This window comes from Cohnella massiliensis (assembly GCF_900169535.1).
Lineage (GTDB): Bacteria > Bacillota > Bacilli > Paenibacillales > Paenibacillaceae > Cohnella > Cohnella algarum.
Genome location: NZ_LT821259.1, coordinates 2,077,475 through 2,103,219 on the forward strand (window position 1 = coordinate 2,077,475; position 25,745 = coordinate 2,103,219).

Consider the following 25,745-nt stretch of genomic DNA (forward strand, 5'->3'; position numbering starts at 1 on the left):
GAGCTGGACGGGACCTTCGGCTTTTTCCGATTCAATCCGGATTACGTTTTGGCCGCGATGAATCGCCTTCATTTTAGCATTGCGGATGCGGCGGCGCTATGGCCCGAAAGAGTCATTCGGCGGATGAAATTCAGATAATGATTTTGAAACCGCGCCGCATATTTGCGCATCTAATATACGTCCGATCGGAGGGGGGGATATTATGGACATGACAAAGGAAGTGAAAAAGGCCCCAAAAGGCCATCCTCACGCCTTCGAGCACTTGATTCGCGCGCACAAAGTCATCATGTATCGGGTGGCCAGGACGTTGCTTGCAAGCGATGCGGATTGCGCGGACGCCATTCAGGAAGCGATTCTGAAAGCTTTTGAAAATATTCGAACGTTGCGGGAGCCGGCCTACTTCAAAACGTGGCTGCTGCGGATCGTCATCAACGAGTGCAACCGAATTCTCCGGCAACATCGAAAGGTTATCGAGCTCGACGAATGGACGGCGCCTTCCGCAAAGGAGAGCGGCTTCGAAAAAGTCGAGCTGGAGCAGCTGCTTAAGACGCTCCCGGAGGAAGACCGCATCCTCCTGAAGCTTTATCACATCGACGATCTCTCGATCAAAGAGTTGGCCGAAATCTATCAAAAACCCGAAAACACGATCAAAACGCAGCTGCGCCGCGCTCGCGAGCATGCGCGCAGCATTTGGAGCAAGCAGGAGGGATATCCATGGAAAAATGGGAGCGGGAATTAAATCACCTGGTGAACGCATCGTTGCCCGAGCAAGTCGACCGGCGTATTCATCTGACGCTTGATCAGCTCAAAAGAACTCGCAAAAAATCGTTCGGGCTTCGATTCGGCACGACGGCGGCAGCGGCAGTCCTGGTTCTCTCCTTCGGACTGACGGCTCTGTCTCCGGCATTTGCCGAGGCGATGAAATCGATTCCCGTCATCGGCTCCGTATTCGAGCTGGTCGGCGACGTCGGCACGAAACGAGGAAGCCAATTGAATTTGACGACGAACGTGGGCCGGCAGATTCAAATCGATGATTATGCCATGACGATTACCGAGAGCCTTTACGACGGCTCGAGCATCAGCCTGGGCTTGATTGCGCCGGCCGATGCGAAGGATCCGATGGGATTCGTAAAAGATGTGACGTTCTCGGTCGACGGGAAAAGGCTGCCAAGCTTCTCCGGGGGAGCCAGCACGAAAATATTGGACGACGGAACGTATGCGGGAACGTTAAGCCTTCATGTGGACGATCCGCTGCCCGACGTCTTTACGCTTGGCATCTTGTCTCGCGACGAAGCCGCGATCTATGCCAAGATTCCCGTCGAGCGCAAGGGCGAAAATCAATTGTTCGCAATCGCCCAGACCGGAACCTGGAACGATGTCGAAGTCGAATATGAGGACATGGCTTTGTACCCGACTTCAACGAAACTTTCCTTTCGGCTTCGCGGAACGGATTCACCGTTTTGGGAATTCAAGGTGCAGGATGACCAGGGGCGCGTTCTACAGCCTATCGGCGGTCACGGCGGCGGAACCTCGGATGACAAACATTTCGTGTATGACTTCGAACCGCTCGAAACCGTGCCTGAGAGCTTGACGATCACACCCTATCTCGTCGGTTCCGATTCCACGACCCGAATAGACGGAGAATGGAAGGGGACGCCGATCACGTTATCCCAAGGGAAGGCTGGTTCCGTAACCGTCGTAGATCAGAAATTCGAAGACGACAACTTAACGCTTACTTACGAAGTCGAGGGAGAACGCCTATTCGAGCAGGCGAATGAAATATGGCTTGAGGACGAAAAGGGAAAGCCGTTCGATAAGGGGACGCCTATTCGCATCCAGGGCCGCGATCACAGATATCAACTGACATTTTCTAACGTAAGGAAAACCGATTCCGTTTTCCTTTCCACGCCTCGGTTTAACGCTCCCGTTTACCTGGAGGAGCTGGCGGTTGTCGTAGATTTGGAGGGTTAAAGACCGATCCCTTAAATATTAATGTCATTAAACTTTAGTGCCGTCAATTCATTTGACGGCTTTATTTTGCCGATTTTCAATCGATCATTCAAATGATTTTGACTGAAAGATAATCGCTATGTTACGATCGCAATAATCAAGCCATCGTTTGAGTGTCGGAGGTGCCGAGTGAAAGACAGCTGCGAAATTTATTGTTATGACGAGCCGAAAGTGCGAAAGGTACAACATGCTCTCCAGCGGCAGGATATCCCGGGCATGGTCAGGATCTTTAAAGTGCTCGCGGACGAGACCCGCATGAAAATCGCGTTCGCCCTGTGCATGGAAGATGAACTATGCGTGTGCGACGTGGCCCATATTATCGGTTCCACGCTGGCAACGGCGTCGCATCATCTGCGCATGCTAAGGCAGCTCGGATTGGCCAAATTCCGCAAGGAAGGGAAGCTGGTTTTCTACTCCCTGGAGGACGATCATATACGTGACATCCTTTTGCTTTCTTCAACCCATAGCGAGGAGTTGACGGCGCATGCCACAACATGAGGAAGAAGACAAACAGGTTTACCGCGTACAAGGATTCACCTGTGCGAATTGTGCCGGCATTTTTGAAAAAAACGTAAAAAGCTTGCCGGGCGTTGCAGATGCCCAGGTGAATTTCGGCGCGTCCAAAATCACGGTATTCGGAAACGCGACCGTAGAGGAGCTGGAAAAAGCCGGCGCGTTTGAACATCTGAAAGTCGTCCCGGAAAAACAACGGTTCGCGGAGAAAAAAGAACCTTTTTGGAAAACGAACGGGAACGTGCTGCTTTCGGTCCTCTTGACGGCCGCGGGATATCTTCTTGCCTTCGCTTACGGGGAAGAAAGCCGGCTGTCCGCGCTCGTTTTCGGAGTTGCGATTCTCGTCGGCGGTTACGGGCTTTTTCGGAAAGGGATCAAAAATCTGTTTCGTCTCCAGTTCGACATGAACACGCTGATGACGGTGGCGATCGTCGGCGCGGCCGGCATCGGAGAGTGGGGGGAAGGCGCCGTCGTCGTGGCGCTTTTTGCGGTAAGCGAAGCGCTCGAGCGCTTTTCGATGCAAAAGGCGCGTCAATCCATTCGTGCGTTAATGGATATTGCGCCCAAGGAAGCGCTGATCCGGCGCGGCTCCGCCGAGTTGGCGGCGAGCGTCGAGGATATCCGGGTCGGGGACGTCATGATCGTCAAGCCGGGTCAAAAGCTCGCCATGGACGGCGTCGTCGTCAAAGGGACGTCGACGGTCGATCAGGCCGCGATTACGGGAGAATCCGTGCCCGTAGCCAAGGACGTTGACGACGAAGTCTTCGCCGGCACGCTGAACGGGGAAGGCTTGCTCGAGGTCAAGGTTACGAAGCGCGTCGAGGATACGACGATCTCCAAAATCATTCACCTCGTGGAAGAGGCGCAAGCCGAACGGGCGCCGTCGCAAGCGTTCGTAGACCGGTTCGCCCGCTATTACACGCCGGCGATCATGGCTCTGGCCATCGGAATCGCCGTTTTTCCGCCGTTGTTCGCCGGAGAATGGGGAGAGTGGATTTATCGCGGACTGTCGCTGCTTGTGGTGGGGTGTCCGTGCGCCCTGGTCATTTCCACCCCCGTTTCCATCGTCACCGCGATCGGCAATGCGGCCCGAAACGGAGTGTTGATCAAAGGCGGCATCCATCTCGAGGAAGCAGGGCGCATTTCGGCGGTGGCGTTCGATAAAACGGGCACGTTGACCAAGGGAATCCCGGAAGTAACGGACATGCAATCGTTCGGCGGGAGAGACGAAAGGGAGATGCTCGCGATTGCCGCCGGCATGGAAAAAGGCTCCCAGCATCCGTTGGCGTCGGCGATCGCGAGGAAAGCCGCTCAAGCGGGCATTGAACGCCCGCTATCCGTTGACGGCTTCCGCTCGATAACGGGCAAAGGCATCCAGGCGCTGGTAAACGGACAGATGCATTATATGGGCAGTCCCAAGCTTTTCGATGAGCTCGGCTCGGAGTTTCCCGGCTCGGCGCGCGAGCGAATCCAAACGCTGCAAAGCGAGGGAAAAACCGTGATGGCGCTGGGCACGAAGCAAGCCGTGATGGCCTTGTTCGCGGTGGCCGACGCGGTGCGGGATTCGAGCAAAGCCGTCATCGAAGAGCTTCGTTCGATGGGGATTCGAAAGACGATCATGTTGACGGGCGACAATGAAGCGACGGCGAAATCGATCGGCAATCAATTGGGCGTGGCGGAGGTTCAAGCGGAATTGCTTCCCCAGGAAAAGCTTGAAATGATCAAGAAGCTGCGGCTGAGCTACCCGAGCGTAGCCATGGTCGGCGACGGCGTAAACGATGCGCCCGCGCTTGCCGCTTCCTCGGTCGGCATCGCGATGGGCGGAGCGGGGACGGACGCAGCGCTCGAGACCGCCGACATCGCGTTGCTGGCAGACGATTTGCGAAAGCTTCCCTTCGCGATCCGTTTAAGCAAAAAAACGCTCGCGGTAATTAAACAAAACGTGGCGTTTTCGCTGGGAATCAAGCTGTTGGCGTTAGCGCTGATCGTGCCGGGCTGGCTGACGCTATGGTTGGCGATTCTCGCCGACATGGGAGCGACGCTGATCGTGACGCTCAACAGCTTGCGGCTGGTGAGGACCAAATAAGGGCCGGATATGCCCGCGGATCCGAATCATCCAATGACGGACGACGTGAAGGATCGCGTCATGCATGCGCATTTGCAGGTCGGCGATACGAGTCTCGTGTTCTCCGATACGTTCCCGGGCATGCCTTATCAGCCAGGCGGCCGGGAGAGCAGCAACCGTAACTTGCACAGATTGACATAAGACGAAGAATCCGCGGAATCCGCGGATTTTTTGTTTGCAAAATTCGCGCTCCATCACCGAGTGTTCGCGACGGACACGAAGAAGTTCGGTCTAACCACCGAGCAATTCGGCCTCCTCTTTCATCGGCGCGACCGCGCGCATCGACCAGCTCCGAGCGGAGGATGTGAGCGAAAGTTCGGAGGACAGCAATGCGGCTGTCCGATTTTTGACGCAACAAGCGCCTTTCAAGCCGAGTTGACATCCTCCGAGGAAGAAGCGCTCGCAACCATGGACAAGGACGATAACGGCATGGTGATCGTCGTACCGCCCGTTCTGCAAACCGCCGCGCCCGAACCGAGCGGTTATGCCTTGATTTCAATGGTGCCGGCCTGTTCCGCTCCGTTCATGCCGGCATGGTAGACGATAAGCTGCTTGTTCTCGTCTTCGACGACGAGATAGGGGCAGCAATCGAACAGGATGAGGCCGCGCAGCTTGCCTTTGATGCGGATCGATTCATGGTAGCCTTTCGTCAGGTCGCCGAAATCGTTGGCCGTATAAGCGATCGCTTCGTCTCCTTTTTGCGCCGCGTAATGGTGCTTCGTTTTGCTGAAGATCAGCGATTTCGCCTTGTTGAACACGCGGCCGCTGTAATATTCCTCGATCGTGTCCTGCTCCTTGCCTTTCGCGAATTCCGGCCACAGGTCGCTGTAGACGTTGTAGGCGCCGGAATTGTCGTTGTTGACCAGAATGAACGGCACCTGCATGGGGCCGAAGGGCAGTACGAACAGGTCGAGCAGTTCGCCGTCATGGTATTTGCCGTTCGTCTGGAACAGCTGGCCATTCTTGTCATGGACGAATATTTTCTTGCCGAATTGCAGGGCGGCGAAGTCGCCCTCGGTTTCAAGCTTCGTCGGAGGGCTCTGCGAATCGGCGGCGGCCGCCCCGGATGCTTCGGCGGCTTTTGCCGTCAGCGGTACGGCCAACAGCGCTGCGGCTGCGGCTGCGGAAATCAGTTTGCGAGTACGTGTTTTCATGTGCGTGCATTCTCCCTTGCTTTTGGATGTGGAATAAAAAAACCTTTACCATCGTAAAGGCCGATAGATTTTTCGTCTGTAATCCGAATTACAAATCGCAATGTTTTCGGTAAAGATCCCATAATCGGGAAAATGGTCCTAATCACGCATGGGATAGGACATGCTCGGCAGCGCGGCCAAAGTCGGAATTTGCGCGTTGACATAACGAGGGCGGTATGCCATACTGGGCTTACGAACGTTCGTAAGCTTCATATTCGAAAAAGCGTTGATGGGTTTCCAAAGCGGCGCATCCCTTCTTCAGAGAGCCGATGATCGGTGCGAATCGGCGAACATGCGCTAGCGAATTACACCCCGGAGCTTCCTGCCGAACAGGACGGGACACGCCGTTATGTGATGAAGATGAAGGTCCGACGGATCTTCGAAAAAGGATGGTACCGCGATCGAAGTCGCTCCTTTAGAGGAGCGGCTTTTTTGATTTCGAAAGGAGAGGGAACGAATGAACCTCATCGACGATTTGCAGTTCAGAGGATTGATACATCAATGCACCGATTGGGAAGGGTTAAAAGCGAAGCTGGACAATGGGAACGTCCGCTTGTACGCGGGATTTGACCCGACCGCGGGCAGCTTGCACATCGGACATTTGCTGCCGATCCTGACGTTGAAACGGTTTCAGCTCGCCGGCCATACGCCGTTTGCGCTTGTCGGCGGCGCAACGGGGCTGATCGGAGACCCGACGGGACGATCGGCGGAACGGCCGGTCAACAACAAGGAAACGGTCGAGCATTGGACGCAAAGCATCCGGGAACAATTGTCAACGTTTCTGGATTTCGAATCCGCAACCCATCCGGCCCGGGTATTCAATAATTACGATTGGTTCGCCTCCGTCAACGTCGTCGAGTTTTTAAGGGAGATCGGCACGCGTTTCACCGTCAACTACATGCTTGGCAAAGAAACGGTCGAGTCGCGGCTGCAGCACGGCATTTCCTTTGCCGAAATGAGTTACATGCTGCTACAGGCGTACGATTTTCAATTTCTTCTTCGGGAATACGATTGCTGCTTGCAGATCGGCGGCAGCGATCAGTGGGGAAATATTACGGCAGGCTTGGGGCTGATCGACAAGCTGGGCGGCGGCAAGCGCGCGTACGGGTTAACGATGCCGTTGATCATGAAGAGCGACGGGACGAAGTTCGGGAAGACCGCCGGCGGAGCCGTCTGGCTCGATCCCAAGCTGACGTCTCCATACGAGTTCTACCAATTTTGGATCCAAACCGACGATGCGGACGTCATCCGTTTCCTGAACTATTTCACTTTCCTGAGCCATGAGGAAATTATCGAACGGGAACGAGCGGCTGCCGCAAATCCGGAAGCGCGCGAGGCGCAGCGAATGCTTGCCTTCGAAGTGACGAAGCTCGTGCACGGAGAAGCGGAAGCGGAGAGGTGCAGGAATCTATCAGGCGTTCTGTTTCGGGAGGAGCCCGCGGCGCTGACCGCGGAAGAATGGGAAAGGGCGCTTGCGGACATCCCGTCGGCAACGTTCGGCTCCGATCCGATCGCGTTGCTGGATTTGCTGATCGCCGCCAAGGCCGTTCCTTCGAAAAGGCAAGCCAGGGAAGAAATCCGGGCCGGCGCCGTGACGATCAACGGGAAAAGGGTGACGGATCCGAATTTCATCATCGGGCCGGACGAGCGCATGCACGGACGCTTCGCGCTGATTCGGCGGGGAAAACGGAATGTATGGCTGGCGGCTTTCGATTAAGGCGAGCGCCCTTCGGCGCGGGATTTGCGTCCCGCGCCTTAGAGGCGGGCTCTCTAGCGGATTCCCCGCCAAAAAACGTCCCAAGATGCCTGCAGACGCGCATCGAACGTCGTCGTCCCCGCGTAAATCAGTTCGACCAGCATCCCCTCGAGCATGTTCATATAAGCGAACACGGCGGTGTCGACCGGGACTCCGGGCGCGATGGACGGGTCGCCAAGGATGCGCTCGCGAACCTTTCGGGCCAGATGCTCGAAGTAACGGGTCACCGCATCCTCGACCTGTTCCGCCGGCTGATCCGGAACCATGAAGCCCGAGTAGAGAATCAGCCTCAGGTTCAAATCCTCCTGATAGCGGCTCTTAAACTGTTCGATGAAGCGATAGAGCCGATCCCCGTCGGAACCTCCGGCGCTTGTCCGCTCGAAATAATCGTCGGCGAACGCCGTTTCCCGTGCGACGGCTTCCGCGAATACGGTCAAAAACAGGTCGTTTTTGCTTTTGAAGTGGGAATATAGCGATTGCTTCTTGATGCCGACTTCCTGCGCGATTTTATCCAGCGAAGCGGCTTCGTATCCTTTTAACGCAAACTGCTGCAGCGCGGCCGCTTTAATCGAATGGATCGTCAATGGCATATCCTCTTTTCGTCAAAAATGAATGACGAACGTTCGTCAGTCGGATTATCCGATAACGCCAGCCGGTTGTCAAGACAGAGCGGGCCCCTGCGCCCGACAAGATCCGATCCATGAACGCGTTTCCAATCGATGTTTTATTTTTCCCAATCATCGTTCCATAACAAGCGGGGCATTTGTTGCTAAGATAGTCCATGTGATCGTTGAAAGCGCAATCTTAGCAGCGGGGAGAGATTCAATGCGAGAGAAAGGATGGAGCAGATTTGCAGGCGGGCTTTTCTTTACGGGTCCGGCGTTGGCGGTGTTCCTGGGCATCATCGTCATTCCGATCCTGATGAGCGTGTACTACAGTTTTTTTCATTGGGACGGCGTATCGCCGATGGCGTTTGCCGGAGGGGACAATTATTTAAGGCTGGCGCAAGATCCCGTCGTCTGGCAGGCGCTCAAAAATTCGCTGTATCTGACGTTGGGAGCGCTGCTGATCCAACTGCCGGTCGGCTTGCTGCTTGCCGTGCTGCTCAGTGTCGGACTTAAAGGTTCAAACTTTTTGAAAACGGTTTATTTCACGCCGGTCATGCTGTCCACCGCGGTGCTCGGCATTTTGTGGGGGCAAATTTACGATCCGAATTTCGGTCTGCTGAACAGCCTGCTCGTGAATCTCGGATTGGAAAGCTGGGCGCACTCCTGGCTCGGAGACGAAAAAACGGCGCTCCTTTCCGTCATCGCCGTCGTCGCCTGGCAGTTTATCGGCTTCTACATCGTCGTTTATTTCGCGGCCTTGCAAAACATTTCCGACGAAGTGCTGGAAGCGGCGAGAGTGGAGGGAGCGAGCGAGTGGAGAATCTTTTTCCGGATTCGGATTCCGCTCATCTGGCCCGCCATTACCTTCACCGTTCTGAACTGCGTCATCAATTCGTTGAAATACTTCGACCTGATTTACATCATGACGAACGGCGGACCGAACCATGCCAGCGAAGTGCTGGCCAGCTACATGATGAATAACGCGTTCCGGCTCATGGATTACGGCTACGGCAGTACGATTTCGACCTTCTTGCTGGCATTCGGCCTCTTCCTTGCCCTGATCATTACGAAGGCGCTCGGCAAAGGGAACGCCAAATTCCAATAGGAGAGGAGAATGGATGTGAGCAGTGCGCAAGCTCAACTCCGGCAAACGGCGGAAGGCGCGGTACGGACGCGGCGGAAGCCGCGCCGCGGCAAGCTCTTCAGCCGCACGGTCATTTATCTCATTTTTTTGTTCCACCTGGTGTTGACGGGATATCCGTTCGTGTGGATGGTTCTGTCCTCCTTCAAGAGCAACAAGGAATACTTTGCGAATCCTTGGGGGCTTCCGTTGGAATGGAACTTCGAGAATTTCGCGAACGCCTGGAATGAAGGGATCAGCGGCTATTTGTTCAACAGCCTGTATATTACGGTATTCTCGGTGATCGGACTGCTGATCGTATCGACAATGATCGGCTTTTATCTGGCAGTGCGTTCGTTTAAAGGCTCTAAGCTGCTGCTCGGATCGTTTCTGCTCGGCATGATGATTCCGGTGCACAGCACGCTGATCCCGCTGTTCGCGATCGCCAACGAGACGGGAACGTACGACACGTTCTGGGCGTTGTTTTTCCCGTACATCGGATTCAATTTGCCGATCGCGGTGTTTCTCGCCTACGGCTTCTTCGCCGAGGTGCCAAAGGAGCTGGAGGAAGCGGCGCTTGTCGATGGCTGCAACCTTTATCAGTCGTTTTTCAAAATTTATTTTCCTCTGGCCAAGCCGATTCTGGCCACGGTGACGATTCTTTCGTTCTTCAATATTATGAACGATTTCATTTTCCCGCTGATTATGGTTTCGCAGGATTCCCTGAAAACGCTGCCGCTCGGACTGATGATGTTCAAAGGCAATTTCAGCGCGGATTATTCGCTGATCAGCGCCGCGCTCGTCATGACGACGACGCCGGTCATCGTGATGTATATGTTCCTTCAAAAGTATGTGCAAAAAGGGGTAGTGGCCGGTTCCGTCAAAGGCTAGCGATGCAGGAGACAAGCTGTGCATGGCTTGTTTCTCCGCCCGCTTGAATGAGAGCGCTTAAGCAGGCCGTCCGTTCGGGGTCGCCATCCCCGGGCGGCGTCCGCCGTCGCCGCGTCATTGACACCGGATCGACTATATGTTAAAGATCAACAAAAGGGAGAATGGACAACGATGAAAAAAGCAGCACTCGTTTTACTCGCACTTACGATGTGGATCGTTGCGGGCTGCGGCAGCAGCGCCGGCAATCAAAATGCGGCGGAAAGCGCGCCGGACAACGTGACGCAATTGACCATGTGGAGCATGGAAACCCGCAACCGGGAAATCATCGAGAAGTCGATTGCCGAATTCAACGGCGCTCACCCGGACATTCAGGTGAAGGCGGAGTTTTTCGAGGATGAAGCGTTGAAAACGAAGGTCAAGGTCGCGATTGCCGGCAACCAGCTTCCGGACATTCTGGCTTACTGGAGCGGCGAGACGTTCGATACGCTCGTGAGCAACAATTTGCTGGGCGATTTGACCCCGTATTTGGACCAGGACGCCGAATTCAAGGACAACGTGCTTCCGGGCGGACTCGAGACGTTTACGTACGACGGCAAAACCTACGGCATTCCCGTACTGTTCAGCGGCGTATCCCTGTGGTACAATAAAGAAATTTTCGAGCAAAATCAATTGACCCCGCCGACAACGTATGAGGAATTGCTGAACGTGGTGGATCAATTGAACGCCAAAAACATTACCCCGATCACGGTAGCCGGCAAGGAACGTTGGCCGCTGCTGCACTGGTTCGCTTATCTGGCGCAGCGCGTCGGCGGAACCGAGCCGTTCGAGAAGGCGAAAGCGGGCGAAACCGATTTCGCTACCGATTCTTTCGTGCAGGCGGGCCAAATGCTGAGGGAGCTGGCCGTGGATCACAACGCTTTTGTAAACGGATTCCTGGGCCTCGATTATGCGGCGGCGGAAGCCTTGTTCACCAATGAGCGCGCGGCGATGTACCTGCAGGGCGAATGGGCGATGGAAGCGTTCCTGGGCGACGATTTTGCGGAAAAAGTCGACTTCGTGTCTTTCCCGGCGGTCGAAGGCGGAACGGGCAGCGTCAACGTCTATCACGGCGGCTTCGGCGCGGGCATGGCGATCTCCTCCGGCACTAATCAGGACGCGGCCTACGAGGCGGTCCGTTTCCTGACCAGCCCCGAGCAGCGGAAGGCCATCAACGAAGGCGCGAACATCAGCCCAATGAAAAATCCGGGCCTGGACGAAGCCAACATGCATCCGCTGGCTTTCCGTTACGACGACTCGATCAGCAAAAACCTGGAAGGCTTCTTCGGCTACTACGATCAGACACTGGACGCCAAACGGGCCGAGCAGTTCCTGAACGCGGTCGGCGCCATCGCCGGAAGCAAGGATGCCGACATTCAGGCGATCCTCTCGGACATCAAGTAAAGCTTCATAGAGGAGGTAACGCCAATGTCTCTTATCCGCAATCCGATTCTGCGCGGGTTTAATCCCGACCCGTCCATCCTGAGGGTCGAGGACGATTACTATATTGCCACTTCAACGTTCGAGTGGTTTCCCGGCGTGCAAATTCACCACTCCCGCGATCTCCGGCACTGGCGGCTGCTGGGCCATCCGCTGACGCGGCCCAGCCAGCTCCAAATGCTGGGCAATCCGGACTCCGGCGGCATCTGGGCGCCGTGCCTTAGCTATGCGGACGGCGTGTTCTACCTGGTCTATACGGACGTTAAAAGCCACTTGGGGCCGTTCAAGGACACGCACAATTATCTCGTGACGGCGACCGATATTCACGGCCCTTGGTCCGATCCGGTTTATTTGAACAGCAGCGGGTTCGACCCGTCGCTGTTCCACGCCTCGGACGGGCGAAAATGGCTGCTCAACATGGTGTGGGACCACCGCAAGGGCAAAAACCCGTTCGGCGGCATCGCGATGCAGGAATATTCCGTCCGCGAGCGGAAGCTGGTCGGCCCCGTCCGCAATATTTTCCGCGGGACGGAGCTCGGCCTGACCGAAGGGCCGCATTTGTACGAACGCGGCGGTTATTACTACCTGCTGACCGCCGAAGGCGGGACGAGGTTCGGCCATGCCGCGACGGTGGCCCGTTCCAGGTCTCCGTTCGGCCCGTACGAAGCCGATCCGCAAGGACCGCTCCTCACCTCCGCCGGCAAGCCGGAGCTGGAGCTGCAGCGAGCGGGCCATGCGAGCCTGGTCGAGACGCAAGGGGGCGAATGGTATATTGCACACCTGTGCGGCAGGCCGCTGCGTCCTTCGATGCAGTGCAATCTGGGACGGGAGACCGCGCTGCAGCGGGTCGAGTGGACGGAGGACGGCTGGCTGCGGCTGGCCGAAGGCGGCAACAGCCCGTACGTGACGGTACAAGCGCCCGATCTGCCGGAGCACCCCTGGGAAGAGCCCGGGGAGGAGCTGTTCGCGTTGGGCAAGCTGAGCATGCACCTGGCGTCGCTGCGCCGGCCGGTCGGCGAGGATTGGGCGACGCTGCGGGAGCGTCCCGGTTTTCTGCGCCTGAAGGGAGGAGAATCGCTTTACTCGGCTTTCAGGCAGAGCCTGTTGGCGCGCCGTCAGCAATCGTTCGTCATGGAGGCGAAGACGGCGGTCGAATTCGAGCCCGAGCACTATCAGCAAATGGCCGGCCTGATTTACTATTACAACAATAAAAATTACTACTACCTGCATATCAGCCGGGACGAGGACGCCGGACGGTGCTTGCGCCTGATGACAAGCGACCGGGGCGTTTACGACGAGCCGCTGGAAGCGCCGGTGTCCGTCGAAGGCTGGGGCCGGGTTCATCTGATGGCCAAGGCGGATGGCGAAAAGTTCGCGTTCTACTATTCCGCCGACGGGACCGACTGGACGCCCATCGGTCCCGTGCTGGATGCCGGAAAAATATCGGACGAGAACGCCGAGACGATCATCGACGGCTATTTGATCGACCAAGGGTTTACCGGAGCGTTCATTGGCATTTGCGCGCAGGATTTGAGCGGTTCCGGCAAGCATGCGGACTTTGCTTATTTCACGTATCGCGAGCCGGAACGCCAGCCGGTTTAAGACGGGAAGGGGATAAAAACGATGAGCGCCAACACCATGAACGCGGCCGTTCTTAATCGGCCGCTGGACATCGAAGTGAAACGGGTTCCGATTCCGGTTCCCAAAGAGGACGAGGTGCTGCTGAAAGTATTCTGCATCGGAATTTGCGGTTCGGACGTTCATTATTACGAGCACGGCAAGATCGGCCGGTACGTCGTGGAGGCTCCGCTCATTCTCGGTCACGAGCTGTCCGGCGTCGTGGTCGAAACCGGGGCCAAGGTGACGAACGTAGCGGCTGGAGACCGCGTCGCGGTCGAGCCGGGCGTCACGTGCGGCCGCTGCGGCTATTGCAAATCCGGCCGGTACAATCTGTGCCCGGACGTCGTCTTTATGGCGACGCCTCCCGTGGACGGAGCGTGGGCGGAATACGTGGCGATCCGCAGCGATTTCGTGTTCAAGCTGCCGGATTCGATGAGCTTCGAGGAAGGGGCGCTGATCGAGCCGTTCTCGGTCGGCATTCATGCGATGAACCGGGGAAGGGTGAAGCCCTCCGACCGCGTTCTGGTCACCGGACTCGGACCGATCGGCCTGCTCGCCGTGCAAGCGGCCAAAATGTACGGCGTAAACGAAATTTACGCGACCGACGTCGTGCCGTTCCGCCGCGAGCTCGCCTTGCGGATGGGCGCAACCGCCGTGTTCGATCCGAGCAGCGAAAACGTCGGGCTGAAGCTGGCCGAAGCGACCGGCGGGCACGGCGCCGACGTGCTGGTGGAGACGTCCGGCAACGGCCGGGCGATCGAAGACGCGATCACGACCGTCCGGCGGGGCGGACGCGTCGTGCTTGTCGGAATGCCGGCCAAAGACAAGCTGGAAGTGAACATCAACCATCTGATCGACGCCGAACTCGACGTCTGCGGGTTGTTCCGTTACGCCAATACGTATCCGGCGGCTATCCAGGCGCTTTCCGGCTCCAGGCTCGACGTGGAGAAGGTCATTACGCACCGCTTCGCTCTGGAGGACATCCGGGAGGCGGTCGAGATGGCACGCACCCAGAAGGACACCAGCATCAAAATCATGATTTACCCGGATCAAACCGCGATTAGCTAAGGGAACATGGAGAAGATGCGTCTGCTCAAACGATTGGGACTGGATCAAACAAGAGGACAAATATTCGTGGGCTTCATTGTCGCGATGACGATCGTGCTGCTCGTCGCCGTCGGCAGCCTGTATGCGCTGCTGTCGGGCGTGCAGAAGCGAAACGCGGCCCAATTTGCCGAAGAGATCGCGGACCAAATGAGCGGGCGCCTCGAATCTCTCCTTAGCGAAATCAACGTGCTGACGCTGCAGCTGGCGATGGACGAACGAATACAGGAACGGCTCCTGGAGGAACGGAACGGCCGCGAGGCGACATACGAGGAACGGATGAAAATCCGCCGCATCCTGTACGACAAAATCGTCTACTCCGAAACGATTCAGGATATGGAGCTGTTTTCGCTCGGCTCCAGCATTTATCCGATCGTGGATAAAACCGTAGAAGCCAGGGCGGGGAGCCGGATCGTCGCGAAAGCCGATGAAAGCGACCGGGCGGGCGCCTTGGTCTGGCTGGCCCGCGACCCGGAGAACTCCGAGTACCTGCTGGCGATAAGACAGGTCAAGCTGGAGAAGCTGGATTATGCCAAGGGAGGCTACCTGGTCGTCCGGGTCAAGCCGTCGCTGATCGAATTCATCGACAAGGACCGGGATGCGGCGAAGCTGAAGGGCAGCATCATGGTTCTGTTCGATGAGGAAGATCAGATCCTGTCCGCCGAATCGGGTGCGGCCCAAGAGCTGCCCGACGACGAGGCCAAACGGCGGGACTACATCGTCGTGAGCAAAAACGTGAAGGAAACCGACTGGCGGCTGGAAATTATGCTCCCCAAAAAAGTAGTCACGGAGGATATCCGGCTGATCCGGAAGGTGATGCTGTGGGCCAGCCTCGCGTGCGCGGCGCTGTTCGCCCTGCTGTCGTATTCGCTGTCCCTGCTCATCACGCGTCCGATCCAGAAGCTGACCCGCGTCATGCAGCAAGGCAAGGAAGGGACGCTGAGAGAGAACCCGGAGCTTTATTTCAACCGGGAGGTCAACCAGCTGAATACGAAATACAACCAGATGGTCCGGCAAATGAATCACCTGATCCGATCGGTGTACGAGACCGAGCTGATGAAGAGCAAAAGCGAGATCACGGCGCTTCATTCGCAGATCAACCCGCACTTCCTGTTCAATACGCTGGATTCCATCTATTGGGCCCACATCCGCAAGGGAGAGAAGGAGCTGTCCGGCTCCATCGTCAGGCTTGCCGAGCTGTTCCGTTACACGATCCATTCCCGGCACGGCGGCGACGGCAGCGTTACGGTAGCGGAGGAGATCGAACAGGTCAAACGGTACGCGGACCTGATGAAGCTCCGCTGGCAAGATCGCCTGCTTGTGGACATCGCGGTCGATCCGGCCGCGGCCGCCTGCCGGATTCCGAAGCTGACCGTTCAACCGCTGGTGGAAAACGCGATCGTGCACGGCATCGAACCGCTCGGCCAGGGCGGACTCGTGACGGTAACCGCTTCCTTGCAAGGGGAGACCGTAACGGTCGTCATCGCGGATAACGGCGTCGGCATGAGCGCCGAACGGCTGGAGGAGATTCGCGGCCGGCTGCGCAAGGAGACGAAAACGGAGCTGATGATGAACGGCAGGGGCATCGGGATTTTCAACGTGCACAAGCTGGTGCAGCTGCAATACGGAAAGCCGTACGGCCTGCGGATCGAGAGCAGGGAGGCCGGCGGGACGACGGTAACGTTGACCTTGCCGGCGAACGAGGGGGAGAAGCCATGAAGTTTCCGTCGATTCTCGTCGTCGAAGATGAACCGAATACAAGGCTGGGCGTCACCTTTACGCTTCAGGAATGGGGCGGCGGCCGGGGCGTGATCGACAGCGCCGAAAACGGGGCCGAGGCGCTGAATCGCTTGCGCGCGAACGATTACGATTTGCTGCTGACCGATATCCGGATGCCCGTCATGGACGGCATTCAGCTGCTGGAAGCGCTTCGCGGCGACGATAATCCGATCCGCTGCATCATGCTGACGGGATTCGCCGAATTCGATTATGCCCACAGCGCCTTGCGGCTGGGGGTTGCGGATTATTTGCTCAAGCCGGTGCAGCAGGATCAGCTCGTCCAGGCGGTCGAGAAGGCGCTGTCGATCCCGCTGCCGAATGATCGGCTGCCCGCCCGGGAGCGGGAGGAGGCGGCGATTTCGGACGAGCCAGGCAACGCCGCCATCGGAAAGGCGGTTCAATACATTCGCGAGCATATCCACGAAGCGCTTCCGATCAAGGACGTGGCGGCCCGCGTTCACCTGAACGCCAGCTATTTCAGCGTGCTGTTCAAGGAAGAGCTGGGCATCAACTTTATCGATTACGTCACGGAATGCCGGATGAAGAAAGCGAAGGAAATGCTGCTGCAATCTTCGCTCAGCCTGGAAGAAATTTCGGAGAGAATCGGCTATCAATCGACGAGCTATTTCATCAAAATTTTCAAGAAGCACGAGCAGTTGACGCCCAAGCATTACCGGGACCGAATGAAACAGCGCAGCCGGGGCGTCCGAACGTAGACGAAGCGGAATCGACTCGAAAAGCACGCCGGCTAGGCGTGTTTTTTGTTTGCGGATCAGAGGCGATCGGATGAAAGACCTGCAATGATGAAGGTTTTCCTAAGAACCGCAGATGACTCGCGGGAGCAAACATGCGAAAATGCTTTTTTTTCGTACGAACAGGCCAAAACGGGACGTTTGCGCAGGCAAAGCCTGCGCATTCGCATGAATTTCACCCTCTGCCGGTCGATTCAGCTTAAAAGGATGCAGATTCGCAGGTTTTTGTAAGAGCTGCATTTGATCGGACGGAATCCGGTGAAACCAAATCGCCCCCCCTATGCCGAACCAGCTGAGAACGCTAAAACCGATTTTGCAATCTATCAATTTGCTTATGAATTAGTATATAATAGAAAAGCGACTAATATTTGTGTTTTATAAGGAGAGATGAACGATGAAAAAACGGAACCTGCTGCTGGCGACGGTGCTTGCCGCCACGTTTGCATCCGCAACCTCGGCATACGCGGCGGACAATTACGAGCCGAACGACTCGTTTTCGACCGCAACGAGCCTCCCGTATTCCCGGTACATTACCTCGTATATCTCCACGCCGACGGACGCGGATTACTACAAGGCTTCCGGCGGACGGCTCACGCTGTTCCAGCTCGTCAATCCGGAGGGCGCCGATTACGATCTGTACCTGTACGATGCGAACTTCAACCTTGTCTCCTCGTCCGCGACGTCCGAGTCGACGGAAAACGTAGGCTACTATACGACTTCCCTTAGCAATACCTATTATGTCAAGGTCGTCGGCAAAAACGGCCAGCACGACCCGGACCGCCCCTATACGCTGAGGCAGATTTATAATTTGTACGTTTGAATTCGATCTGAACGATTTCGCTCCTCGACGCTTTGAGGCAAAAAAGAAATGCGAGCCGACATTCGAAGTTTTCGCATGTCGGCTCCAGTATATCCTAAATATAACATTTATTCAAAGCGCTTCGCCGGCGGCACGGACGTTTCTCCTGAACGCTGCCGTCGAGCGCCCGATCGGCAGCGATCCAAAATGCAGGGCCGCTGCCAATCCGGCCTGTTATTTTACTTCAGGGGCTTACTGACTCGCGTTAAAATCGATCGGCGCCATGCCTTCCGCTTTCCATACCGTTCCTCGTGCCTCGTATTCAAACAACTTCTCGACGGCATTGGCGATTTGCGGTCCTAACTCGCGTTCGACCAAATACAAGGACACATCGAGTCCCGAAGTGACGCCGCCTCCGCTGACGAGGCGAGGACCGTCTTCGACGACTCTCGCTTCTACCGGAATGGCGCCGAGAGCTCCTAGCGCTGTCATGCCGATCTGATTCGTAACCGCATATCTGTCTTTCAACAACCCTTTCATCGCGAGCAGCAAGGAACCACCGCATACGGTAGCAACGGTGACGTCCTCATTGTGGAGAGCCCTTTTCATCTGTTTAGGCAAGTCCGTCTCCGAGGCCTGCTTTAAAATAGCCGGGATGGCATCTTCCGAATTTCCTGCCGGCTTGCCCGAAGCGCCCGGTACCAGAATAATCCCCGGACGATTCGGATCCAATACGGCTTGCGCTTCGAGGGACGGACCGTTCAAACCGCTCGGAACGAAACGCTTGCCCTCCGCGGATACCAATTCCACCGTAACCGCATCTCCCGAATACATGCCGGCGGCGGCGAAAACTTCATAGGGCGCCAATGCGTCCAGCAGGTCGAACCCGTCGAAAAGCACGATTTGAACATGCAGGCTTCCATCCTTCGGAGCATCCCGTTCCTCTTTTGTTTTTGCGCTTCCGGCAGGGGCGACCAGGCTAAGCATAAGCGTAATCGACAAGAGCAAGCCAAACATTTTTTTCATTTTCAGATCCGATCCTTCCGTTTAGGAAATCCGTTTTCCCGTTAATTTGGATGCCGGCAGCATGCCGGCTTTGGCGACTCCGGTCATCCGGTCTCCGTCGACCGCAACTTCGAATCTCAGATTCAAGCGAATTGGTTTCGCGATTCGAAGAGACCAGACAAGCTTTCCGTCCTGAAACTCGGGGCTTATAAATTCGACCGTTTCGCCTCCTTGCGTTGCCTTGCCTCGAATCAACCCGCCGCTTGCCGAGATCGAGAGCTTGACCTGAAGCTTTCCGATCGGCGTAACGACGGTCGTGTCCCAATCCCCGTCGAAAGCGGACGGATGCCCGATTTTTCGATCCGGAACGCCGTCCATCTCACCCGTCGATTCCGATGCGGTGTTCGAGGCGCCGTCATTCGAAAATTTCGAACTCCCGGGCGCCATTCCGGCATTTCGCCAAACGGTCCCTCTCCTTTCAAACTCGAACAACCGTTCGACCTCGTGCGCGATTCTGGGGCCTAGCTCGCGTTCCACCAGGTAAAGCCCGACATCGAGCCCGGAAGTGACGCCGCCGCCGGTAACCAGGTTGCCGTCATCCACGACGCGTGCCGGGACGGGGACCGCTCCGGCGGCTCCAAGCAAATCCATGCCCAGACGGTTCGTTACCGCAGGCCTGCCTTCCAGCAATCCTCCCATGGCCAACACCAGGGAACCGCCGCATACCGTGGCGACTACGATGTCTTTTTGCCCCAGCGCCTGCCCAACCAGCCTCGTCAAGTCCGTATTCGCGGCCCGACCCAGAATGGCCGGGATCGAATCGGGGCCGTCTCCTTCGACGTCGCCGGAAGCGCCCGGCACGAGAAGGATGCCTGCGCGTTCCGGGTTCAATGCGCCGGTCGCCTCGATTTTTAACCCGTTGATGCCGCTGGTCACGAGCCTCGGTCCTTCGGCGGTGACGAACTCCACGCTGAACGCGTTTTCCGCATACATCGCGGCGGCGCAAAACACCTCGTAGGGCGCGATGGCATCCAGAAGATCAAAGCCGTCGAAAAGCGCGATCTGAACCGTTACCGTATTTTTTGAAGCGTCAATCGGAATCACTCCTTCAATTTTATTGACCGGGACGTTAATTGCGCTTTCGGGCGCTCCCGTCCGCGTTCGCGTTATAATCGTAACAAAGGAATATCTCGATTGAGGTCGGAAAAAAGGCACAATATCGTCAACAGTTCATCACAAAATGCGCGCTTATCATCCTTGCAGGCACAGAACCCGGGAGTTGACGAGCCATTTCCTAACGGCGACAATGGGGGAAGACTTGGCATCGGGATTCGATGCGACTATAGGCGGTGCGCACATGTCGGAAAAAACGATTCTGATCGTCGAAGACGAACCGATTTTGCGGGAAGTCCTTAAAGATTATTTCGCCAGCGAAGGCTATGGAGCGCTGGAGACCGGAGACGGCAACGAGGCGTTGGCGCTCTGCCGCGACCGTGCGGTCGATCTGATCATTCTCGATATCATGCTTCCCGGACTGGACGGCTGGTCCGTATGCCGGCGGATTTGCAAAACGTCGGACGTCCCGATCATCATGCTGACGGCCCGCGCGGACGAGGACGACACGCTGCTCGGCTTCGAGCTCGGCGCCGACGACTACGTGACGAAGCCGTACAGCCCGCCGGTGCTGCTGGCGAGAGCGAAGCGGCTGCTCGAGAGCCGGGCGCGCCTTCGGGCCCCATCCTATGCGGGCGACTCCTTGAGACTGCAAGGCGTGCATCTGCATTTTCCGTCCCGGACCGTGACGGTGGAGGGCGATCTGATCGGTCTGACCCATACGGAATCGAAATTCTCGCGTATCTGATGCAAAACCACGGCATCGTCGTGACAAGGGAGCAGCTCATTCGGAAAATTTGGGGATACGAGTACGATGGGGACGACCGGACGATCAACACGCACATTCGCAATTTGCGAGCCAAGCTAGGGGAAAAATCGTCGCTAATCGCAACCGTCGTCCGTGCCGGATACAAGTTTGGGGGCGAACGATGAGGGTCGGCATCGTCTGGAAGCTGTTCGGGCTGACGACCGCGCTTTGCTCTCTTATTCTAGCGGTTATATACGTCGGTCAAACGCTTTTTTTCAAAGAATACTACATCAACCGGAAAGTCGCCGACATCGAGGCGGAACTGCGGTCGTTCGCGGAGAAGTACGCGGTCGGCGACGAGGCCGACATCGCGAAGCTGGAGCGGAATCTCGATCTAAACCATGGCGTTTGGGCAACCGTGCTGGACGAGTATGGAAATCCGCGTCAAACGATGTACCTGGAGACGAAGCTGGCCGAAGATCCGGACGGGCCGCCGTACCGGGTCCCGCTGGATGCCCTCGTTCCGGAGGACGGCGCGAACGCGGACATTTCGGCGCTTGCGCGGGGAACGTATATTATCATCCAGGGCATCAAGCGGACAGGTTTGTTTCTGCCGATCGCGCTCGAAGCGCCGGAACTGGGCGCAAGCTGGAAAGACGAACGGCTGGCGTCCCTTACCGATGAGTTGGTTGGGGAGTATAAACGGCGGTATGCCGAGGAAAAAGCCCCGCCGCCATTCGAGTTTACGGCATCCAAGGCGATCGTGGACAACGTTCGGATGCAGCTTCCGGAAGACGGATCCGAATCGCCGGGCGACAATGAGCTTTTCCTGGACCGAATCGAAGAGTTCCGCGTCGATCTGCTGCTTGGCGAAGAAATGAAAGCCGACGCTCTGACAACGGACTTCGAGCAGAACGACGTCCGGTATCAATGGTTCGTTCGACCTTTGATGAACGACCGGGGTGAAGCTGCGTACCTGGTCGCGCTCGTTTCGCTGCAGCCGGTGGACGAAGCGGTGCGAATGGTAGAGGATTATTATGTCTATGTCGTCGCGTTCGCGACGGTACTCATCGTGCTTGTCGCCCTCTATCACGCCATTCGAATCGCCCGGCCGCTGCTCGCCATCAACCGGACGACGAAACGGCTGGCGGAGCTCGACTTTACAGCCGCGGTGCCGATTTCTTCGCGGGACGAGATCGGGGAGCTGTCCCTCAGCATCAACACGTTGTCTAGCAGCTTGCAAGCGCACATCGGCCAGTTGAAGGAGGACATCGAAAAGGAGAAACGGCTGGAAACGACGCGCAAGGAATTCATCTCCGGCGTATCCCACGAGCTGAAGACGCCGCTAAGCGTCATGAAGAGCTGCCTTTCGATCCTGAAGGACGGAGTAGCCGGCGAAAAGCGGGATTATTACTTTGCCGCTCTCGAGCGGGAAGTCGACAAGATGGACCTGCTCGTCGCGGACATGCTCGATCTGGCCAAGTACGAGTCGGGCACGTACCGGTTGAAAACGGAGCCGTTCCCGATCGAAAAGTCCGTCGAAGCCGTCTGCGAGCAGTTGGCTCTGAAGCTCGCCGAAAAGCGGCTGCGCCTGAAGGCGAGCCTGGAGCCCGCCGTCGTGGTGGCGAACCAGCGGCTCATCGAGCAGGTGGCGGTCAACTTTTTGAACAACGCCATCCAGTACACGCCCGAAGAGGAGCGAATCGACATCCTCGTCGCTCGCGAAGGAGAGCGCGTTCTCGTGCGCGTGGAAAACAAGGGAGCCCGCATTCCGGACGAACAACTGGATAAAGTGTGGGACCGCTTTTATCGGGGGGACTCGTCCCGCCGACGTTCCGAAGGCGGCAGCGGGCTCGGACTTGCCATCTCGAAGAACATTCTCGAGCTGCATGGCGTTCCTTACGGCGCGGGGAATACGGAAGACGGCGTCGCGTTTTATTTTTACCTGGACATGCATGCGGAATAACGGCAGCGGAGAAGGCGCCCCCGGGAGGGGCGTTTTTTTTCGAATCTTTATCCGATCTTGATCTCGTCTCCATTCGGTCTTGACGGCCGACGGCTACAATGATGACATCATCCAGTCCAAAAGGAGAAGGAGAATTTGCCGAGATGAGAAAGATATTGCTTGCTTTAGCCTGCTGCCTGCTTGTCCTGAGCGCCGCCGCGTGCAGCGGGAACGGAAACGGGGGAGAAAGCCTGAAGCCGTCCGGTTCGACCAATGCGGCGAACGGGGAAACGAATGCGACGCCGAAACCGTCCGGCGCCGGATCCGGAAAAGCACCCATTGGACCGCCTGCGACGGACGAAGAGAAAACGGTCGTTTTTTCCGCTTACGACTACAACGAAGTATACGAGGAAGCAAAGCGGAAGTATGAGGAGCTGCATCCGAACATTACGATCGAAGTGAACTATTTGCGCAAAGGGATGAACGACCTCGACGGCAAGCTGCTGGAGCAGTTCCGCATGACGACGGGGGCCGAGATGCTGGCGGGCCAAGGCCCGGACCTGCTGGACATGACTTGGCTGCCGACAGATCAGTATGCGGGCAAAGGTCTGCTGCTGAACTTGAGCGAAGCGATCGCGGGCGATCCGACGTTCGAAGCCGACCGGTATTTTGCAAACATTCTCGACAATGTGAATCCGGACGGCAATCTGTACGCGATTCCTCTGTCGTTCATGCTGAACGGACTGATCGGCGACCGGCAGGCGATCGAGAAAGCCGGGGTCGCGTTCGACGACCAAAGCTGGAACTGGGCGCAATTCAGCGAGACGGGAAGCCGATTGGCGGAGGCCGGGGAGTACGAATACGGCTATGTCTACAAGGCGCCGGAAAACCTGGTCTACGATCTGGTCAGCAGCAACTATCCGGCGCTGGTGGACGAAGTGAACCGGCAGGCGAATTTCGAAGGCGAGCTGTTTGTCGGGCTGCTCGACCAGATCCGCGACATGGAAACGAATAAGGCGCTGACGCTGGATGCGCGAAATTTCGAAAAATCGTACTTCATCGATATGACCCTTTCTTCGGTCGAAGATTATTTCCGCGTCTTGAACGAATCCGTCTACCAAAAGAATCCGAAGTTTTACGCGAACCCGAAAGCGGACGGCATGGCGCCGGGAGGATTTTTCTCCACCGCTCACAACGTGGCGATCAACGTGAACTCGTCCGTCAAGGCGGAAGCTTGGGACTTCCTGAAATTCCTGATGAACGAAAAAAAACAGGCCTACGGGTTTCCGATCAACAAGTCGGCCTACGAGGAACGGATCGACGAGCTGGTGGCGGCGGGGGAACTGGCTGACGCGGAGACCGGCAAAACGTTTCCCGTGACGGAGGCCGACCGCGCGGCTCTGGACGAGCTGCTGGCCCGGGCGGTGCATCCGAAAGCCGACATTCCGCCCCAAATCGAATCGACGCTGTTTAGCGAACTCCCCGCCTTTTTCAGCGGGCAGAAGTCGGCAGAAGCCGTGGCGAAGCTCATTCATAACAAAGTGACGACTTATCTCAATGAATAAGCGATATTTCGACGTCTTCCGAACGCGCGGGGACGGCGTCGCGGCGCTGCTGTTTCTTGCGCCCAGCCTTGCCGGCTTCTCGGTTTTCTATGCGGTTCCGTTCGCGATGGGCTTGTACGAATCGTTCGTCGATCCGACGGGAGGCGGACGGTTCGTCGGGTTCGCCCATTATCGGGAGGTGCTGGACAGCGGCTCGTTTCGCCGGGCGGCGATCAACACGCTGCTTTTTGCCGGGCTCAGCGTTCCGTTACTGACCGCGGCGTCGCTTCTGATCGCTCTGCTGCTCGACTCGCGTCCGGCAATTCGCCGCTGGCTGCAAACCGCCTTCGTCCTGCCGCTTGTCGTGCCGGTCGCCTCCGTCGTCGCCGTCTGGCAAATCGTTTTCGATTGGAACGGCGCGCTGAACGCCTTCAGATTCGGGGACGGGAACGGAAGCGGCGCTTGCGGAGGAGATTCGACTGCTGCGCATCGTCGTAAGGGACGAGGCATTGCGAGGCGGGGAGCGCGTTCGGTTGGAGCTGGCCGCCGGGGAAGAAGGCGACGCGCTGCTCGTTTCCAGCCGTGCGCTTCGATGGGATCGGGACGGCGCCTATGCGTTTGTCATTCGGGAGCGAACCGGTCCGCTGGGCAACGCTTACTACGCCGAGCGCGCAAATGTCGAACTATCCGGCGCGGACGATCGAACGGCTGCCGTCGTCTCCGGACTGTCGGAGTTCGACCGCATCGTCGTGGAGAGCGAAGAGCCGCTGGAGGACGGGACGCGAGTTCGGCTGTGAAGGATGCTTTGTTTCTTGTACACCGATTGGCGAGGCGTTCAATACCGGTACTAACACCTTGTATCCGGGCCGCGTGTCGGAGAGTGAAACGCACCAAATTACGGAGGATGCCGCTATTAAGATGAGTCCTCTTATATCGGCAGAGGTCAAACAAAAAGTCATCGAATCGGTTTCCATGCTTTTAAGGGGGGATCGAACATGATTATCGAATGCAAGCTTGCCAAATCGGATGATGGAGAATGAAGAGGGATTACCATTGCGGCTGCTGGCTCGAATCGGCGGCTTTTTTTCTGGCGAGAAGGGAAGGAAAGGCTGGGCGCGGAGCGAATATTTTACATATCGTACAATCATTCGATTAATCATTCAAGCGTACTCTTTTCTATGAACTATTTTCTAGTGCGGGGAGATATCTTTGATGCAAACCAAATTGAAGCGATCCTCCCGAAACAAATCCATACAAGGAGTTTGCGGGGGAATCGCGGAATTCTTTGGCATTTCTTCATTCGGCATCCGGCTCATTTTCATCGTGACCTTGCCCGTTTCCTTTATCATCTACATCATTTTGGCGAATTCGCTCGACGAGAATCATACTCTTTAATCGTACCGATTAGGAGAGCGAAGGTGAAACGATTTTTTTGTCTGGGCGTGTTAAAGCGACATGGTTCCCGGAACTCGCCACTCGGGGAAACGGCCGGGGAACTGAATTAACGGTCGCAAGAGACCGTTGTTCGCGAAATATCGGGAAAGGCGACAAATAACGGCCTCGCGAGGCCGTTATTTCGTTTGAACGGGTCCAAATACGGCCCGGGAGCTGAGTACGAATCATCTCTAAACCCTGGTGGACTTT

22 protein-coding genes, 1 pseudogene and 1 other annotated feature are annotated in these 25,745 nt (G+C 56.8%); of the genes and pseudogenes, 18 read left to right on the plus strand and 5 right to left on the minus strand.

Translation table 11 applies throughout. From position 1 onward, the window contains the following. Positions 1–202: 202 nt before the first annotated feature. From B7E11_RS23420 to B7E11_RS23435, 4 genes are all read left to right on the plus strand, one after another. A complete protein-coding gene (locus B7E11_RS23420) occupies positions 203–739 on the plus strand; it encodes an RNA polymerase sigma factor (RefSeq protein ID WP_080839370.1) in 537 nt (178 codons plus the stop codon). Then, positions 715–1,971, plus strand: a complete 1,257-nt coding sequence (locus B7E11_RS23425) for a DUF4179 domain-containing protein (RefSeq protein WP_080839371.1) — start codon at positions 715–717, stop codon at positions 1,969–1,971. The genes B7E11_RS23420 and B7E11_RS23425 overlap by 25 nt, the downstream gene beginning before the upstream one ends. Before the next feature lie 168 nt (positions 1,972–2,139). Then, complete coding sequence (locus B7E11_RS23430; protein WP_139787291.1) at positions 2,140–2,508, plus strand: ArsR/SmtB family transcription factor; 369 nt, start codon at positions 2,140–2,142, stop codon at positions 2,506–2,508. Continuing rightward, positions 2,495–4,609 (plus strand): heavy metal translocating P-type ATPase, encoded by a 2,115-nt coding sequence (locus B7E11_RS23435; RefSeq protein WP_080839373.1) that lies wholly within the window; start codon positions 2,495–2,497, stop codon positions 4,607–4,609. Before B7E11_RS23430 ends, B7E11_RS23435 begins: the two co-directional genes overlap by 14 nt. A 521-nt stretch (positions 4,610–5,130) precedes the next feature. On the opposite strand, the gene B7E11_RS23440 is transcribed toward B7E11_RS23435, so the two are convergent. Beyond that, positions 5,131–5,802, minus strand: coding sequence for a hypothetical protein (locus B7E11_RS23440; protein ID WP_080839375.1), 672 nt, complete (start codon positions 5,800–5,802; stop codon positions 5,131–5,133). A 256-nt stretch (positions 5,803–6,058) separates the two neighbouring features. Further along, positions 6,059–6,259: a binding site (T-box leader), on the plus strand. A gap of 39 nt (positions 6,260–6,298) precedes the next feature. Between B7E11_RS23440 and tyrS the strand changes: the two genes are divergently transcribed. Next, a complete protein-coding gene (gene tyrS / locus B7E11_RS23445) occupies positions 6,299–7,558 on the plus strand; it encodes a tyrosine--tRNA ligase (protein ID WP_080839377.1) in 1,260 nt (419 codons plus the stop codon). A gap of 53 nt (positions 7,559–7,611) precedes the next feature. Here tyrS and B7E11_RS23450 read toward each other — a convergent pair whose 3' ends face one another. Beyond that, entirely contained in the window at positions 7,612–8,181 is a 570-nt protein-coding gene (locus tag B7E11_RS23450; protein ID WP_080839379.1) for a TetR/AcrR family transcriptional regulator, read from the minus strand. 241 nt (positions 8,182–8,422) lie between these two features. On the opposite strand from B7E11_RS23450, the gene B7E11_RS23455 reads away from it, so the two are divergent. From B7E11_RS23455 to B7E11_RS23495, 8 genes are all read left to right on the plus strand, one after another. Then, positions 8,423–9,310, plus strand: coding sequence for a carbohydrate ABC transporter permease (locus tag B7E11_RS23455; protein ID WP_080839380.1), 888 nt, complete (start codon positions 8,423–8,425; stop codon positions 9,308–9,310). A gap of 15 nt (positions 9,311–9,325) precedes the next feature. Further along, a complete protein-coding gene (locus B7E11_RS23460; protein ID WP_176220868.1) occupies positions 9,326–10,216 on the plus strand; it encodes a carbohydrate ABC transporter permease in 891 nt (296 codons plus the stop codon). A 171-nt stretch (positions 10,217–10,387) separates the two neighbouring features. Next, positions 10,388–11,656 carry an ABC transporter substrate-binding protein gene (locus B7E11_RS23465; RefSeq protein ID WP_080839384.1) on the plus strand — a complete coding sequence of 423 codons (1,269 nt, stop codon included), beginning with the start codon at positions 10,388–10,390 and terminating at the stop codon, positions 11,654–11,656. A gap of 24 nt (positions 11,657–11,680) precedes the next feature. Beyond that, positions 11,681–13,294, plus strand: coding sequence for a glycoside hydrolase family 43 protein (locus B7E11_RS23470; RefSeq protein ID WP_080839386.1), 1,614 nt, complete (start codon positions 11,681–11,683; stop codon positions 13,292–13,294). Between the two features lie 21 nt (positions 13,295–13,315). Next, a complete protein-coding gene (locus B7E11_RS23475) occupies positions 13,316–14,380 on the plus strand; it encodes an NAD(P)-dependent alcohol dehydrogenase (RefSeq protein WP_080839387.1) in 1,065 nt (354 codons plus the stop codon). A gap of 66 nt (positions 14,381–14,446) precedes the next feature. Beyond that, the gene (locus B7E11_RS23480) at positions 14,447–16,135 is read left to right on the plus strand and encodes a sensor histidine kinase (protein WP_176220869.1); all 1,689 of its coding nucleotides are present in this window, start codon (positions 14,447–14,449) and stop codon (positions 16,133–16,135) included. Continuing rightward, entirely contained in the window at positions 16,132–16,911 is a 780-nt protein-coding gene (locus B7E11_RS23485) for a response regulator transcription factor (RefSeq protein WP_080839390.1), read from the plus strand. The genes B7E11_RS23480 and B7E11_RS23485 overlap by 4 nt, the downstream gene beginning before the upstream one ends. Before the next feature lie 430 nt (positions 16,912–17,341). Beyond that, a complete protein-coding gene (locus B7E11_RS23495; RefSeq protein ID WP_080839393.1) occupies positions 17,342–17,767 on the plus strand; it encodes a hypothetical protein in 426 nt (141 codons plus the stop codon). 231 nt (positions 17,768–17,998) lie between these two features. Here B7E11_RS23495 and B7E11_RS23500 read toward each other — a convergent pair whose 3' ends face one another. Next, positions 17,999–18,772, minus strand: coding sequence for a DJ-1/PfpI family protein (locus tag B7E11_RS23500; protein ID WP_080839396.1), 774 nt, complete (start codon positions 18,770–18,772; stop codon positions 17,999–18,001). A gap of 21 nt (positions 18,773–18,793) precedes the next feature. Continuing rightward, the gene (locus B7E11_RS23505; RefSeq protein ID WP_245809805.1) at positions 18,794–19,855 is read right to left on the minus strand and encodes a DJ-1/PfpI family protein; all 1,062 of its coding nucleotides are present in this window, start codon (positions 19,853–19,855) and stop codon (positions 18,794–18,796) included. 253 nt (positions 19,856–20,108) lie between these two features. On the opposite strand from B7E11_RS23505, the pseudogene B7E11_RS23510 reads away from it, so the two are divergent. The 3 genes and pseudogenes from B7E11_RS23510 to B7E11_RS23520 all read left to right on the plus strand — a co-directional run bounded on the left by B7E11_RS23510 (position 20,109) and on the right by B7E11_RS23520 (position 24,122). Next, positions 20,109–20,797: pseudogene (locus B7E11_RS23510) on the plus strand (response regulator transcription factor). Continuing rightward, positions 20,794–22,578 (plus strand): sensor histidine kinase, encoded by a 1,785-nt coding sequence (locus B7E11_RS23515; RefSeq protein ID WP_080839398.1) that lies wholly within the window; start codon positions 20,794–20,796, stop codon positions 22,576–22,578. The pseudogene B7E11_RS23510 and the gene B7E11_RS23515 overlap by 4 nt, the downstream one beginning before the upstream one ends. Positions 22,579–22,721: 143 nt before the next feature. Then, positions 22,722–24,122, plus strand: a complete 1,401-nt coding sequence (locus B7E11_RS23520) for an ABC transporter substrate-binding protein (RefSeq protein ID WP_176220870.1) — start codon at positions 22,722–22,724, stop codon at positions 24,120–24,122. A 168-nt stretch (positions 24,123–24,290) separates the two neighbouring features. On the opposite strand, the gene B7E11_RS23530 is transcribed toward B7E11_RS23520, so the two are convergent. Further along, positions 24,291–24,611, minus strand: coding sequence for a hypothetical protein (locus B7E11_RS23530; protein WP_080839403.1), 321 nt, complete (start codon positions 24,609–24,611; stop codon positions 24,291–24,293). A gap of 23 nt (positions 24,612–24,634) precedes the next feature. Between B7E11_RS23530 and B7E11_RS23535 the strand changes: the two genes are divergently transcribed. Next, a complete protein-coding gene (locus B7E11_RS23535; protein WP_080839405.1) occupies positions 24,635–24,898 on the plus strand; it encodes an efflux RND transporter periplasmic adaptor subunit in 264 nt (87 codons plus the stop codon). A gap of 415 nt (positions 24,899–25,313) precedes the next feature. Next, a complete protein-coding gene (locus B7E11_RS23545) occupies positions 25,314–25,496 on the plus strand; it encodes a PspC domain-containing protein (protein WP_080839407.1) in 183 nt (60 codons plus the stop codon). The last annotated feature ends 249 nt before the right edge of the window (positions 25,497–25,745 follow it).